This is a genomic window from Congregibacter sp., from assembly GCF_047617445.1.
In the GTDB taxonomy this organism is placed as follows: domain Bacteria; phylum Pseudomonadota; class Gammaproteobacteria; order Pseudomonadales; family Halieaceae; genus Congregibacter.
In genome coordinates this window covers 1-15,076 of the sequence record NZ_JBLGBE010000041.1, presented here as the reverse complement: position 1 = coordinate 15,076, position 15,076 = coordinate 1, and the positions used below count along the sequence as shown (strand labels likewise).

Genomic DNA, 15,076 nt, shown 5'->3' with positions numbered 1-15,076 from the left:
TCTTCACCCAGGGCGACCTACAAGCCGCTCAATTCTATGGTGCGCGGTCGCTCTACCCAACCGTCGCTTGTGCCGTCCGTTACAATTTCCACCACGGCCAAATACGTATCCGTCATTTCGACAATCTTGCCGTGACTGCGGCCAAGAAAGTTGCCGACTTGTACTCGATGAATGCCCCCTTCCGGATCCTTCACGAGGGACCAGTTATTGGCACCGCGCTCCAGACTGCCCACCATCGCAATAGAATCGAAGGTGTATTGCTCTAGAAACTCTTTGGCGCGATTGTCATCAGGCTTGATGGCGCTGATCGACTGCAGCTGAGTGATTTCTCGAACCTCAATGGGACGGTCAAAAGGGCTTCGTAAGCGTGTCGCACTGTAGGCGAATGCTTCGTAGGCCTTAAACGCAGGAATCGGCGCGATAATGCCACCCGGGCGAGCACGTTTTTCTGACATAAAGGTATCTAGGTCAGAAAAATCTCGAGAAGAACAACCCACCACCAGCACAAGCAGAGGTAAGAGGAACGCCAAGCGTGCAAATACTGCCACCATCAGCTCTCCCCATCCTTGTAGCGATAAGTCTTGGCGGTGATACTCATGCTCAGCGCCGCAGGACTATTACTGCTTGCGGTGATGCTGAAGTCATGCAGCGTAACAATCCGCGGCAAACCCGCCATGCCGCTCACGAAGGCACCGAGGTCGTGATATGACCCACTGGCAACGATGGCAATGGGCAGCTCAACATAGAACTCCCGACTAACTTCGGGTTGTAAATCAATGGTGCTAATTTCCAGGCCGTTAAGTAAGCCCTTATTAGTAATGTCCTCCAGAAGACCCGGTACCTCGGTATCCGAAGGAAGCTGGCTGATCAAAGCGCCGAAGGACTCTTCCATATCTGCCATTTGCCGACGGTAAGCGTCCAAGTTCGCAACCTGGAATGCCTTCTTCTCATAATCCTGCTTTAAGGTCGCTTCTCGGACCTGAACGCCGGCAAGCTGCACCTGCAAATCTTTAACGTGATAGTAGTAGCCGCCCACCAGAACCATCGCAAACAGCAAAACACAGAGAATAACTTTGACCACCACCGGCAGGCTGCCAATGTTGTCGAGGTGAATATCGTTGATATCAAACTCTCGGAGCGAACGCAGCGTGTCATCTAGCGCCATCGATCAATCCCCCGACTCGTTATCGTTAGAGGGCAAGTCCACCTTTACACTCAAATCAAAGGTGTTGGCCTGATCGCCGTAGGTTGGTGCAGCACGCACTGCATCCAAATTGGGCTCTTTCAACCAGTCCGACGCATCCAAACGACGCATTAGGCTGGATACGCGGTTATTTGACTCCGCAACGCCCTTAACATTCAGATCAATACCCCGGGCACTGACATTGGTATAAAAAACGCCGTCGGGCACGGTTCGAACCAATTGATCAAGAACTCGAACAATAATAGGTCTATTGCCCTGCAACTCCTGAATAACCCGCATGCGCTCAATCAGCTGATTACGCTTTCGCTGCAGGTCTTTAATTTCTTCTACTTGCTTGTCGAGCTCGCGGATATTTGTGGTGACGTAATCGTTGCGAGCTTTCTGGCTGTCAATTTGCGAGTTAACGACCCGATCACCAAGCATCACAATAACGACCGCGACCGCCGCTACCAAGCCAAGAATACTGAGGAAAGCGCGCTTGCGTTCTTCGCGTCGTGCCTCTCTCCAGGGGAGTAAATTAATGCGCGCCATTAGTCGAAGCTCCGCAGCGCCAAACCGCAGGCAATCATCATCGCAGGAGCGTCACTACCCAAAGCGACCGCGTTCACACGGGGAGAAATCGTCATCTCAGCAAACGGATTGGCGACCACTGTAGGCGTTCCCAACTGCTCTTGAACCAGATCTGCAAGACCGTCCATAAAGGAAACACCACCCGCCATAATGATGTAATCCACATCATTGTACTGACTGGAAGAGAAGAATAGCTGCAAAGACCGCGTGACCTGCTGCACTACCGCCTCCCGGAATGGATTTAGCAGTTCAGGCTCATAATCATCGGGAAGTCCACCCTGCTTCTTAGCCAGACCCGCTTCTTCGAGGGGCAAACCATAGCGACGCATGATTTCGTCGGTGAGCTGTTTGCCACCGAACAATTGCTCCCGAGTATAGATAGTATTGCCCTTTTTCAGAACACTGAGCGTCGTCATAGTCGCGCCGATATCTACGATGGCGACAACGCTGTCTTCCTTAATCTCGAGGTGCTCGCGAATAAGCGCGTAGGAACGCTCCATGGCGTAAGCTTCGACGTCGACAACTTTGGCCTCGAGATCTGCTCCGTCGATGGCCTCAACGCGAAGATCAATAGTCTCTCGGCGACAGGCTGCCAAAAGAACCTCGACCATATTTTCTCTCTCCGCCGACGGGCCCTGCACTTCAAAATCAAGCGCGACCTCTTCCAACGGATAGGGAATGTATTGATCTGCCTCAAGAGTGAGCTGCGTCTCCATCTCGTCATCGGAGAGGCCCAAAGGCATATCAATCAGTTTAGTAATGACTGAAGAGCCGGCCACCGCGGTGGATGCCAGCTTAAGTTTGGAGCGAGATTGAGCCACTACGCTGCGCACAGCGTTAGCCACACCATCGACATCGTTTATGGCTTTCTCAACTACCGCGTCCTGGGGAAGCGAACACACCGCGTAACTCTCTACGCGATACTTATCCCCAGTGCGACTGAGCTCCAGCAGCTTGACCGTTGTGGAGCTAATATCGATCCCCAGCAGCGGCGTCTGTTTGCGTTTTCCTAGCAACTCAAGCAAGTCGTTTTCCTATAAGTTTCACGGACTTAGCTTTACTTTATGTTCTTATACTTCAATATTAAGCGCTAAGACAGCCTACATTGCAATCAAAACACAAAAAAAGCTTATAATTACCATCAACAAACATCCACTGTCTTGTGCGAAATCCGCTGAAAGCACCGCCGCAACCGGCGCCAACTCGCGATCTCGAGCAAGCAATGCAACTCCGGAGAAACTGTGAAATTGCTGCGCTGGCCCTTGCGCCTTGCGGTTCTGGGTTTTCTTGGTGGCTGCTGGCTATTCGCCGGCATCTACCTCTATCTCAGTCCCAATCTTCCGGATGTAGAGACGCTACGCGACGTTCGACTGCAAACGCCTATGCGCGTGTATACCAAAGACGGCGATCTCATCGGCCAGTTTGGAGAGCAAAAACGTAACCCGCTGAGCTACGAGCAAATCCCCCAACAATTTATTCAGGCCCTCCTCGCAGCAGAGGACGATGGCTTTTTTCGTCACGGAGGCATCGATTTTGGGGGCCTGCTGAGGGCCGTGTCTGAACTGGTACTCACGGGTGAAAAAGGATCCGGGGGCAGCACGCTGACCATGCAGGTCGCACGGAACTACTTCCTGACGCTCGAGCGCACTTTCATGCGCAAGTTCAACGAAATGCTCCTGGCTATTGAGATTGAACGCCGACTATCAAAAGAAGAAATCTTTGAGCTGTATGTCAATCGGGTGTTTCTGGGGCATCGCTCCTATGGCTTTGAAGCAGCCTCTCAGGTGTATTACGGAAAAGGCATCGCCGAATTGAGTCTTGCGCAACATGCGATGCTCGCAGGAATCCCAAAATCACCTTCCCGAAACAATCCCATCAGCGGACCGGAGGCCGGCAAGGACCGACGCAACTGGATTTTGCGCAGAATGGTCACGCTGGGCTACATCGACCAGGACACTTACGAGAAGGCAGCGGTCGCACCGGTACTTGCAACACAGCATGGCGCGCGGATTACGCTGGAGGCCCAGTACGCCGCCGAGATGGCCCGCCGCCAGATGGTCCAGCGCTACGGCATCGCCGCCTATAACGAGGGCTATAGCGTTTACACAACGCTGGACAGCGAACTGCAGGAGGTCGCCAGCGCGGCGGTAATCGACGGGCTCTTTACCTACGACAGCCGTCATGGCTACCGTGGGCCGGAACAACAACTTCTGGAAACCGATCTGCCACCAGACGCCGCTCTACCACTCCAGGAATGGCTCGCAGTGCTCAATAGCACCCCGGTGATTGCGGGCCTCGAGCCCGGGGTAGTTACCGCTATCGATGACACCGGGGTTCAGGTTTTGCTCGCCAATGGCCAGCAAGTGCGAATCGAATGGGAAAACGGGCTCCGCCAGGCAAGGCCCTACATCAGTGAAGACCGTATGGGTTCAGCACCCACAGCACCGGCAGATGTTGTTGCTCTGGGCAATCTCATTCGGTTAAAGCCCGGTGATAGTGATGACTGGCGCTTTGCTCAGGTGCCGGACGCACAAGCCGCACTGGTATCACTCAATCCCAACAACGGAGCCATCGTCAGCCTGGTAGGGGGCATTGGCTTTGAGAAGAGTAAATTCAATCGCGCCACCCAGGCCCAGCGTCAGCCTGGCTCCAACCTGAAACCATTTTTGTATAGCGCCGCGCTCAATTCCGGCTTCACAGCTGCGAGCATCATTAATGACGCTCCGATCGTTATGCAGGATCGCTCACTGGAGGGTGTATGGCGGCCAGAGAACGATAGTGGCCAATTCTTCGGTCCTACCCGACTCCGCTGGGCACTCACCAAATCCCGCAACCTGGTATCCATTCGCTTGCTTCAGCAGTTGGGTGTCCGCCGCTTCATCAATTATGCGAAAGAGCTGGGATTTGATACTGAGGACTTCGCTCCGGATCTATCTCTCGCGCTGGGCACGCACGCCATGAACCCTCTGGAGATCGCTGCTGCCTATGCCATTCTTGCCAACGGCGGCTACCGAGTAGAGCCCTTTCTGATTCAGCGTATTGAAACTATTTCTGGAGATACGGTCTTCGAAGCACGCCCCCCCACCGTCTGTCGTGATTGCGAGCACAGCGCCGGCCAGCCACTTAAGCCTGAAGAGCTGTCTATGGAGGAGATCCTCTCTGCGACAGAGCAGGACCCGTTGCCGAGCGCGGAGCGCACCATGGATGAGCGGGTGAACTTCATTATCGACAGCATCCTGCAGGACGTTATTAAGGATGGGACCGGACGACGTGCGCTGGTTCTCAAACGAGACGACCTTGCGGGCAAAACAGGAACCACTAACGGACCTATGGACGCGTGGTTCTCAGGCTACAACCCGGATGTAGTAACAACGACCTGGGTCGGCTTTGACAACTACACACCGCTGGGCCGACGAGAATTCGGTGGCACCGCCGCCCTGCCTATCTGGATCAATTACATGCGCGAGGCTCTCAAGGGTGTTCCTGAGCGTACTCGCCGTCTGCCTCCGGGAATCAGCTACGTACGTATAGATCCGGAAACCGGGCTCCTTGCTCCGGCAGATCAGCGCAACGCTATTTTTGAGTACTTCCGCAATGAACATCTTCCCGACGCCGGAGAAGGCGTGAATGCCGGGCCTACGGGCACCGACGAGCTTATTCAGGAAATCTTCTAAGCCTCTGTCGGCGGCTTGGCAGCTTGCTTGGCGGCCAGTGTGCGCATTTCTCTTGCGATGGCCTCGGGTGAACCTGTGTGCCTGGCAACGATGCTGTAGATAGCCGGCACCAGATACAAGGTGAAGAGTGTTGCTACGCTCACGCCAAACAATACGACGATACCCAAGACATTACGGCTGGTAGATCCAGGACCCACCATCAGCACCAAAGGCAGGGTGCCGACTATTGTGGATACAGCAGTCATGAGGACCGGACGCAATCGCAACACTGATGCTCTTACAATCGCCTCGACAAACTCCAGGCCCTCATCGCGGACCTGATTAATGAACTCCACCAATAAGATGCCATTTTTGGTGGCAATACCAATGAGCATGAGCAAGCCGATTTGGCTGAACAAATTAAAGCTCTGACCCGTCAAATACAGACCCAACAGACCGCCACCCAAAGCCAGGGGTACGGTCACCATAATCACTGCCGGGTGAACAAAGCTTTCGAACTGCGCGGCCATAACCAAAAACAGCACCAGGAGTGCCAGGCCAAAGGCAAAGTAGATATCGCCCGTAGAGTCTTTATAGTCCAGTGACTGCCCTTTGTAGTCGACCTTGGCATTCGTAGGGAGATTGTCATCCACCGTTCGCTCCAAAAACAAAAGCGCGTCACCTAGGCTCACATCCCGGCCCAAGGTCGCGTTGATCGTGACCGCCCGTAAGCGGTTGTACCGCTGAAGCTCTGCTATGCCTGCGACATTGTCTGCCTGCAGGAGGTTGGACAAGGGAATGAGCTCGCCGCTCGCACTGCGAACCCGCACGTTGCCAATGTCATCCGGCGTAGCACGCTGATCATCCTGTAGCTGCACGATCACCGGGTATTCTTCCTGATCAACCGAGTACGTGGTTATCTCCTGCTCGGTCATGAGGGCCTGCAGAGTCTCAGCAACATCTCGAGCACTCACCCCCAGTGATGCCGCCCGGGCCGTATCGATACGCAGATGCACCTGTTGTTGCGTTTCCTTGAGATCCGAGTTCAGCATGCCGAAGAGACCGCTTTTTCGTGCCTCATCCATAACGACGTCCCGCCATCCTGCGAGCGTCTGGTAGTCCGGGCCCTGCAGCACGAACTGCACCGGCGTGTTTGGCCCCCGCTGTCCCAAACCGGCGGGGACAAAAGTCATCACCCGAATGCCGGGGACATCTCGCCAAGTAGCTGCTATTTGATCGCGCAGCTCAAATGCGCTGTAGTCTCTTTCGTTCCAGGGCACCATGGAGATTCGCGAAAAGGCCGTGGCCGTTGATGTGGAGTTACGAAACGGTGCGACAAACAGTACGCGCGTCAGGGATCCTGACTTTTCGAGTTCCAACAAAGGAGGCTGGAGGCGCTCGATTATCTCGCGCATGGCATCAATATTCGTCCCTTCCTGAGCATTAATAATCGCCATCACCGAGTCCTGGTCTTCCACAGGTACGTATTCCTGTTTCAACTGCTGGAACAGCAGAGGCAACGCCACGAATGCCAGTGCCACCATCACTAACGCCAGCCAAGCGTGGCCAAGAAGGTAGCGCAGACTTGTCTCGTAAGCGGACCGGAGGCCCTGCATACCGCGCTCTACAGCTCTGTCCAGAATGCTTTTAGTGGTTTTGCGACGCAGTATTTGACTACAGAGCATGGGCACGAGAGACAGGGCGAGGACCGACGATATACACACGGCCACCGAGATAGTGACTGCAAGTTCCACGAACAATCGGGACGACGCATCCTGAAGAAAAACCACGGGACTGAATACCGCGAGAAGAACCGCGGTGGTCGCAATCACAGCGAATCCTACTTGCTGTGCGCCTCCCACGGCAGCAAGCAAGGGCGGCTCTCCCTCTTCGACACGGCGATAAATATTTTCCAGCACGACGATGGCATCATCAACCACCAGCCCCACGGCCAGGACCATCGCAAGGAGGGTAATGAGGTTCAAAGAGTAATCCATCGCCTGTAATGCGATCACAGCACCCAATAGAGACACGGGGATACACACCACCGGTATCAGCGTTGCCCTAATTGTCCCAAGAAACAGCAATATAACGATGGAGACCAGAGCTATCGTCAGAGCGATTGTTGTGTAAACCCCGTTGATCGCTGCACGAATAAAGGCGGAGGCATCTCCTGACGAGGCAACACCCATTCCCTCGGGTAGATCCGCTTCCACGGCGAGTAATTCTTTATGCACCGCATCGAGCACTTCTACGGTGTTGGCGTCAGACTGCTTCACCACGCCCACAGAAACACTGTTCTCACCATTGGAGTAAAACAGACGGCGCTTTGTTGACGGACCCTCCTCCACACGAGCCACTTCGGCAAGACGCACCAGGTGACCGTCTCCTCCCCGACTCAAAACGAGGCGACGAAAATCCTCGGCACTGCGATAGCTGCGCTCCACGCGCACGGGCAGCTCCATATACTCAGAATCCAGACGGCCCGCGGGTAATTCCACGTTCTCCTGACGCAGCGCCTCAAGAACATCGCTCACCGCAAGCTGACGCGCGCTGAGCTTTTGGCGGTCCAGCCAAATACGCATGGAGCGTGGCGCGCCCCCAAAGACTCTTACCGAAGCAACGCCGGGGAGCACCGCAAATCGGTCTACGATGTAGCGCTCGGCGTAATCCGTGATATCCATGGGGGACATGCCCTCACCACCGACACTCATATACACCAGCGGCGTAGTCTCACTGTCGGCCTTGCTTACCTGAGGACGCTCTGCCTCTTCGGGAAGACGCCGGCTCGCACGAGACACGCGGTCCCGCACATCATTGGCTGCCGCATCGATGTCCCGGCCGAGCTCAAACTCAACGGTGATGGTGGAGCGTCCGTCGCTGCTGCTACTGCGGATGGTTCGAATACCCTCGATACCACCGATCTCATCTTCTATCGGCTGGGTGATCCGGGTTTCCACCACTTCGGAAGCAGCGCCCTCATAATCCGTAACGATGGATACCTGTGCCGGCGACATATCGGGATACTCTCGAGTCGACAGCTGGAGAAAGGCCATGACTCCAAAAGACACCAGCAACAGGGCGATAACCGTGGCAAACACGGGCCGCTGCACGGAAATTTCAGGCAACCTCATTCGCTTACTCCCCGCTACCGCCAAACGGCTGTTGTACCGGACTCGCCTCTGCTTCGCGCACCGCTTCGCCCGGGCGCAATGTCAGCTGTCCGTTGATCACGACTCGATCCCCCGGCGAAAGCCCGGAACGAATTTCGATAAGCCCTGGCATTCGCCGACCAATTTCCACTGAAACCCGACGTGCCATCAAATCTTGATCAACCACAAAGACCGCACTTTGCGCACCGGTTTGTATTAGCGCTGTCTCAGAAACAACGATCCCCGGCGCCTCACCCAGGGCCACCTTGACTGCCATGAGCATGCCAGGCCGCAAGCGGGCATCCGAGTTGTCGATCAATGCCCGCACAGAGAAGGCCCGGGTAGCCGGGTCTACCCTGCTGCCGATCTGCGTGACCTGGCCAGAAAAAACCTCACCGTCCCAGGCAGTGCTTGCGGCGCTCACAACTTCCCCAATCTTAATCTGTGACAGGTAATGCTCAGGAAGCGTGAAATCCAGTTTCATGGGATTAATATCGTCCAGCTCCGCAATCACGGTCCCGGGAGTGAGGAGAGCCCCCACACTAATACGCCGTAAGCCAAGAACACCATCGAAAGGCGCTCTGATGGTTCGATCATTGATCCGCGAATGCAGCGCCTCAAGAAGTGCCTCATTGGCATCAACCCGGGCTCTGGCAACATCAATCTCTGCGGCGGTGGCGATATCCTTACCAAGGGTAAGCAACCGGTTCAGCTGCAGCTGCGTCTCTCGCAGCTTGGCTTCAGCCTCACGCAGCAGGGCGAGCTGCTCTACGTCGATCAATTCAACGAGTACGTCGCCCGCCTTAACCAGCTCACCACCTTCAAAATAAACGGCACTGACCTGCTCGGTCAGTTTTGCGGTGAGGGTCACCGACTCGTTGCCGATGAGCGTCCCCACCGACTCGGCATCCCGAGCAATGGACGTGAGCTGGGCAACTGCCGTCTCCACAAGCACAGGAGCGGTCGCAGAACGCCGCGCGCCGACAGTGACGTTGGAGTCATCGCAGGCAATAACTGCCAAACAACACACAACTCCAAACAACCATCGCCTGCCTAACATGGGGTACTCCTTGACCGGTGACGCGAATTCAAACCGAAATTGGCAAACCGCGCGGAGCGCGATTATAGGCAGTATCATAGACACTCGGGCAGATAAATCTGGCCTTCCGATAACTCACTGCGAAAATATTATGACCTCTACCTTCAAGTCTTGGCGATTCCTACTTCTTCTCACTCCTTTAGCCGCGGCTTGCGCCCCTGGACCGAACGTAGAGGCGCCGGCCCCAAAAGCGACCCAGGGCACCGCCATGGTAGTCACGGCAAACCCTGTTGCGACCAGCGTGGGCGAAGAAATACTCCGCGCCGGTGGAACTGCGGTGGACGCGGCGATCGCTATTGAGGCGGCACTGAGCTTGGTCGAGCCGCAAAGCTCTGGCCTCGGCGGCGGCGGATTTATGGTGTATTACCACGCTGCGGACCAGAGTTTGGAGGTTTATGACGGACGAGAAACAGCGCCTCGCGGCGCCCATAGCGACATGTTTTTGCAAGAGGATGGCTCGGTGTACGGCTACCTCGAGGCCAAGAACAGTGGCCTGTCCATAGGCGTTCCCGGCATGGTGTCGATGCTGAGCATGGCCCACGCGGATCGCGGACGCCTGCCCTGGAGCGAGCTACTCCAGCCGGCCAAAAAGCTCGCCATCGAGGGCTTCACGGTATCGCAACGACTACGTTCCTATTTCGACAAATACGGTAAGCGACTGGTTTCCACCACTTTGGAGCAAGGTCCTCTTGATGCTTACAACTACTTTTTTGACGACAGCGGCACGCTCCGGGATCGCATCGTCAACACCGAGTACGCCGATACCCTTGATCTGATCGCCAACGATCCCGACGACTTTTACCGCGGCCCATTGGCAGAGAGCATAGTCGCCGCGGCGGGCCACTCCCCCCGGGCAGGCAGCCTGAGTCTGGAAGACCTCGCGGAGTATTCGGCGAGAAAGCACGAGGCTATCTGCATGGACTACCGGAACCTCACGCTCTGTGGGCCGCCACCGCCCTCCTCCTGGGTGGCGGTGGGAATGGCACTGGGAATGCTCGAGGCCACGGATTTCCCCACGGGAGACGAAATGACGGACTGGGCCATGTTCACCGAAGCCCAGCGTCTTGCCTACGCGGACCGTGACTTTTATGTGGCTGACGATACGGTTGTTAAGGTCCCCATGACCGGCCTGCTCAATCGTGACTATTTAGCGCAGCGCGGAGCCCTGATCAGCCGGCCTGCCATAGAAAAAATCTCCCACGGCGACCCCTGGGCATTTGAGCCCCAACGCACCGCCTCTCTCTACGGACAGGACACCACCATCGACTACGCCGGAACCACGCATTTTGTAGTCGTGGATCAGTGGGGCAATGCGGTGTCGATGACCGCGACGGTGGAGAGTATTTTTGGCTCCACCCGCATGGCCGGCGGCATGTTCCTGAACAACGAGCTGACGGATTTTGCCAAACAGCCCCGCGATGTCGACGGGGTCTTGGTGGCCAACCATCCCGCGCCGGGCAAGCGCCCCCGCTCCTCCATGTCACCGACTATCGTGCTCAACAGCGATGGCAGCTTTCGCATGGCCACGGGCTCCCCCGGCGGAAACTCCATCATCGCCTACACGCTAAAAACGCTCGTGGGCGTTATTGACTGGAACCTCTCTCCCCAGGAGGCGGTAAATCTGCCCAATGTTGTGGCCCGCGGTGACACCGTTCGGGTCGAGAGCGAAAGAGCCTCGCCAGAGATGCTTGCCGCTATGCGAGAGTTTGGATTTGCGATCAAAGAGTCCGCAGGAGAAAACTCCGGACTGAGCGTTATCCTCAAACATGACGATGGACAGCTGGAGGGCGGCGTGGATCCCCGGCGTGAGGGAACGATAGCCACACTGCCGGCCGAGGATACAAAGCTTTAAGCTTTCTGGAGCTTTTGTCGGACTCTCTGACGGATCCGTCCTTGAGAATGTCGATCTTGTCAGCGATGGCAACGAAGTAGATGAACCCAATTTAGCACCGGTAACATGATGCAGCCTCATCTACAGGTACGATGCGGGACAGGTCCACTTGCCCACCCCAGTGATGCCTCTTAGTCACTAAGATCGCGGCTCTTTCGATAGTTAAGCGCTAAACTAGGGCTCCCTTCAATCACAAGGATATTCCATGTCTGAAGCCTTCATTTGCGACGCTGCGCGCACGCCTATTGGTCGCTACGCCGGGGCGCTGTCAGCGGTGAGAGCCGACGACCTTGGGGCCATCCCCCTGCGAGCGCTACTCGAACGCAATACAAAGGTCGATTGGACGCGAGTCGACGATGTGCTTATGGGTTGTGCCAATCAAGCCGGCGAAGACAATCGCAATGTCGCGCGCATGAGCCTGTTACTGGCCGGACTGCCTGTGGGAATACCCGGAGCGACGATCAACCGCTTATGCGGCTCGGGCATGGATGCGGTCGGTACGGCTGCTCGCGCGATCAAGGCGGGTGAGGCCGAACTGCTGATCGCAGGCGGCGTGGAATCCATGTCCCGTGCACCCTTTGTCATGGGCAAGGCAAGCGCGGCCTTCTCCCGCGGCGCCGAACTGCAGGACACCACCATGGGCTGGCGTTTTATCAATCCATCGCTGCAAAAAGCCTACGGCACAGAAACCATGCCCGAGACTGCAGAGAATGTCGCAGAGCGCTTCGCCATCAGCCGAGAGGATCAGGACGCGTTTGCCCTGCGCAGTCAGCAACGCGCGGTGCTGGCTCAGGACAATGGCCGCCTGGCAGCAGAAATTGTCCCCGTGTCGATTGCACAACGGCGCGGTGATCCGATCATCGTTGAGCGCGACGAACACCCGCGCGCCGGCACCACGCTGGAGGGTCTGCAAAAGCTTCCAACCCCGTTCCGCGAAGGCGGTACGGTGACCGCCGGCAACGCCTCGGGCATTAACGATGGCGCCTGCGCACTGCTGCTCGCCTCCGGGAAGATGGCGCTTGAACAGGGCCTGGAGCCTCGCGCGCGCGTGGTCGGAATGGCGGTCAGTGCGTTGCAGCCCTCCATCATGGGCTACGGTCCGGTAGACGCGGTCACCAAGGTCCTGCAGCGCAGCGGCCTCGGGATTGAGGCAATGGATGTTATTGAATTGAACGAGGCCTTCGCGGCCCAGGCGCTTGCGGTCACCCGGGCACTGGGGCTCGCGGATGATGCCGAGCATGTCAATCCCAACGGCGGCGCCATCGCTCTGGGGCATCCTCTGGGTATGTCCGGGGCGCGACTCGTCCTTACGGCGACAGAAGAGTTACAGCGACGGCAAGGGCGCTATGCACTGTGCGCCATGTGTATCGGCGTCGGACAGGGAATCGCCGTTTTGCTTGAGCGGGTGTGACGCGCGGCTAATCCTCGCGCATCAAACGTATTTCGTCCTCACGCCCGGTGAGTTCCCAGCGGATCAGCGACAGCGGTATGCGACCGACCGCCAGCATCTCATCGTGGAATATTTTTAGATCAAAGTCCCTGCCCCGCTCGACCGCTAACTCGGCAAACAGCTTCTCGAGCTCAACCTTACCCATGTAGTAACCAATCCCATAACCGGGCTGGCGCAGATACAACTCGAGGTCAAAGCGGGCAATAGGGTCATCAGGGGCCATCCAGTACGGCGTGCGACTGGTCAGTGAATGCAGCGCTTCGCGGTAGGTCCACTGGCCGGCATGCATCATAAGTTCCGGCTTTACGCGCGCGGCGCGCTTTGCCTGGAGGATGTAATTGATCTCGCGGGCCTTGGGTCGCGCATCGAGCATACCCAGCTGCTGAATCATCTCCTCCAGATAAAAGGCCCAGCCTTCCGCGCGAATACCATCGATAAAGTAAAGGCGACGGTCGCCACGTATGGGACGCTCATCGCGGGCAAGCAGTAAACTGTCATAAAGATGGCCTGGCACATTGTGCGCCCGCAGCGGCCGGGGATCTCGATCTTCTGTCTGCCGGAAGAAGTGTCGTTGTATCGGTGCGTCAAAAGGGCCCGCCTTTGCCGGATCCCGGTCCGCAGGTAGCAGGTAGGGACCCTCCCCCACCACGGGCACAAGATAATCGGGGACTGTCATCACGTCTTCATCGCGCAGGAAGGCCAGCAGTTCTGCATCAGCCTCGGCACGACGACGCTCAAACTCCTGCATCGATTCAGCCGGCGCGATCATTTCAATACCGCGATTCTTATGCTCTTCAAGCTTCAGGAACACCATTGAGCGCTGGTATTCTCGCTCGGCCAGCGTCATCAGGCTGTCCCAGTCGTAGGGAAACAACATGACCTTGCGCAGGTACCAGTTGTACTCGTCCTTGCCCACGCCACCATGGGGAGGGAGCGACGCCTCAATCTCTTGCAGCCAGGCCATAAAACCAGCCGTGGCCTTGGCGGCCTCCTGCGCCAGTCCGGCCAGTTCGGGATCGCTGCTGGCAGTTTCAGCGCTCAGGCGTAAAAACACGTTGCGCTCGATACCTTTTTGCACGATGCCCAGGCGCGCCAGATCACCGCGCGGATCACTGAGGTTCACGCGTGCCTGTTGGTAGAGCTCAGGAACCACCGCCAGCTTCGCTATCAATTTATTGCGCGCCGCTGAGTTCAGTGGCAACGACGGTACCGCCATGGCGCCGTGCATCTTTGGGCCGAAGCCGAGATTGGTACTGCTGTAAAACGCGGGATCGCGTTCCCAGGGCCGCATAAGCCGATGCATGAAGTCCAACCCGCGCATCTCTGCAAGCACCAGCATGTAATCCACTCGCCGGGGAATGGGCCAGCTAGCCTCGTCGATGGCATTCAGGCGCGCGCGCAGTGCACGGAGTTGCTCAGCTTGCACAAGCATCGCGGGGGCCGAGTAGTCCGGCACACCGTCGCGGTATTCGGGAACTGCAAGACTGCGAAACTCGTCATAGAGCTCGAGAAGCGCGGGGTAGGAAGACGCACTCTCTGCGGCCAGCGTGGCGCTGGAGCCCATACTCAGGCAAAAGCCAAGGCAACAGAACATAAGGCCCACAAAGGTCGAACGAAGCCCGACAAGTGTTTTCACAGAGTCTCCTTTAGCTGCCCGAAGCCGTCGACGCACCCTAAAGATCAGGGGCCTCAATGACCGAGCAGTGCTCGTCTACAATCAGGGGAGCGGCGGTAAGCTCCTGTATTTTTTTGATATCGACACCCGGAGCCGACTCCCGAAGCACAAAGCCCTGCTCGGTGATATCGATGACCGCAAGATTCGTGTACACGCGCTTGACCACAGCAAGTCCGGTCAGAGGATAACTACAGGTCTCAAAGAGTTTCGGCTCGCCCTTGGAGGTAATGTGATCGGTAATCACCAGTACCTGTCGCGCCCCGGCGACCAGATCCATCGCCCCGCCCACGGCGGGCACCGCACCTTCGGCACCGGTGGACCAGTTCGCCAGATCACCGTTTTGCGCAACCTGCATTGCACCGAGAATACACACATCGATATG

Annotated in this window: 11 protein-coding genes; 3 read left to right on the top strand and 8 right to left on the bottom strand. The window is 56.8% G+C overall.

Annotated elements, in window-relative coordinates; all coding sequences use genetic code 11:
- Window positions 1-17: 17 nt before the first annotated feature.
- The 4 genes from ACI9KD_RS10660 to ACI9KD_RS10645 are packed head-to-tail and all read right to left on the bottom strand — an operon-like array spanning window position 18 to window position 2,799.
- Complete coding sequence (locus ACI9KD_RS10660) at window positions 18-551, bottom strand: pilus assembly protein PilP (protein WP_414981151.1); 534 nt, start codon at window positions 549-551, stop codon at window positions 18-20.
- On the bottom strand, window positions 551-1,165 hold the full coding sequence (locus tag ACI9KD_RS10655) for a type 4a pilus biogenesis protein PilO (RefSeq protein ID WP_414981150.1): 615 nt from the start codon (window positions 1,163-1,165) through the stop codon (window positions 551-553). Before ACI9KD_RS10655 ends, ACI9KD_RS10660 begins: the two co-directional genes overlap by 1 nt.
- Before the next feature lie 3 nt (window positions 1,166-1,168).
- Window positions 1,169-1,735 carry a PilN domain-containing protein gene (locus ACI9KD_RS10650; RefSeq protein ID WP_414981149.1) on the bottom strand — a complete coding sequence of 189 codons (567 nt, stop codon included), beginning with the start codon at window positions 1,733-1,735 and terminating at the stop codon, window positions 1,169-1,171.
- Window positions 1,735-2,799, bottom strand: coding sequence for a pilus assembly protein PilM (locus ACI9KD_RS10645; protein ID WP_414981148.1), 1,065 nt, complete (start codon window positions 2,797-2,799; stop codon window positions 1,735-1,737). Before ACI9KD_RS10645 ends, ACI9KD_RS10650 begins: the two co-directional genes overlap by 1 nt.
- A gap of 216 nt (window positions 2,800-3,015) precedes the next feature.
- Between ACI9KD_RS10645 and ACI9KD_RS10640 the strand changes: the two genes are divergently transcribed.
- Window positions 3,016-5,448, top strand: coding sequence for a penicillin-binding protein 1A (locus ACI9KD_RS10640; protein WP_414981147.1), 2,433 nt, complete (start codon window positions 3,016-3,018; stop codon window positions 5,446-5,448).
- Here ACI9KD_RS10640 and ACI9KD_RS10635 read toward each other — a convergent pair.
- Both ACI9KD_RS10635 and ACI9KD_RS10630 read right to left on the bottom strand, forming a co-directional pair.
- On the bottom strand, window positions 5,445-8,561 hold the full coding sequence (locus tag ACI9KD_RS10635; protein WP_414981146.1) for an efflux RND transporter permease subunit: 3,117 nt from the start codon (window positions 8,559-8,561) through the stop codon (window positions 5,445-5,447). The genes ACI9KD_RS10640 and ACI9KD_RS10635 overlap by 4 nt on opposite strands.
- Before the next feature lie 4 nt (window positions 8,562-8,565).
- Window positions 8,566-9,639 carry an efflux RND transporter periplasmic adaptor subunit gene (locus ACI9KD_RS10630; RefSeq protein ID WP_414981145.1) on the bottom strand — a complete coding sequence of 358 codons (1,074 nt, stop codon included), beginning with the start codon at window positions 9,637-9,639 and terminating at the stop codon, window positions 8,566-8,568.
- Between the two features lie 247 nt (window positions 9,640-9,886).
- Here ACI9KD_RS10630 and ggt point away from each other — a divergent pair, with 247 nt between their 5' ends.
- The gene (gene ggt / locus ACI9KD_RS10625; RefSeq protein ID WP_414981144.1) at window positions 9,887-11,530 is read left to right on the top strand and encodes a gamma-glutamyltransferase; all 1,644 of its coding nucleotides are present in this window, start codon (window positions 9,887-9,889) and stop codon (window positions 11,528-11,530) included.
- 244 nt (window positions 11,531-11,774) lie between these two features.
- The gene (pcaF, locus tag ACI9KD_RS10620) at window positions 11,775-12,980 is read left to right on the top strand and encodes a 3-oxoadipyl-CoA thiolase (protein WP_414981143.1); all 1,206 of its coding nucleotides are present in this window, start codon (window positions 11,775-11,777) and stop codon (window positions 12,978-12,980) included.
- Window positions 12,981-12,987: 7 nt separating this feature from the next.
- On the opposite strand, the gene ACI9KD_RS10615 is transcribed toward pcaF, so the two are convergent.
- Window positions 12,988-14,655, bottom strand: coding sequence for a DUF885 family protein (locus ACI9KD_RS10615; RefSeq protein ID WP_414981142.1), 1,668 nt, complete (start codon window positions 14,653-14,655; stop codon window positions 12,988-12,990).
- Between the two features lie 37 nt (window positions 14,656-14,692).
- Window positions 14,693-15,076 (bottom strand): CoA-transferase (locus tag ACI9KD_RS10610; protein ID WP_414981141.1); only part of this gene is annotated, 384 nt, incomplete at its 5' end.

Coding starts and splice junctions, on each gene's coding strand:
- ggt (WP_414981144.1), top strand. CDS start 9,887: ATGGTAGTCACGGCAAACCCTGTTGCGACCAGCGTGGGCGAAGAAATA.
- pcaF (WP_414981143.1), top strand. CDS start 11,775: ATGTCTGAAGCCTTCATTTGCGACGCTGCGCGCACGCCTATTGGTCGC.
- ACI9KD_RS10660 (WP_414981151.1), bottom strand. CDS start 551: ATGGTGGCAGTATTTGCACGCTTGGCGTTCCTCTTACCTCTGCTTGTG.
- ACI9KD_RS10650 (WP_414981149.1), bottom strand. CDS start 1,735: ATGGCGCGCATTAATTTACTCCCCTGGAGAGAGGCACGACGCGAAGAA.
- ACI9KD_RS10635 (WP_414981146.1), bottom strand. CDS start 8,561: ATGAGGTTGCCTGAAATTTCCGTGCAGCGGCCCGTGTTTGCCACGGTT.
- ACI9KD_RS10655 (WP_414981150.1), bottom strand. CDS start 1,165: ATGGCGCTAGATGACACGCTGCGTTCGCTCCGAGAGTTTGATATCAAC.
- ACI9KD_RS10630 (WP_414981145.1), bottom strand. CDS start 9,639: ATGTTAGGCAGGCGATGGTTGTTTGGAGTTGTGTGTTGTTTGGCAGTT.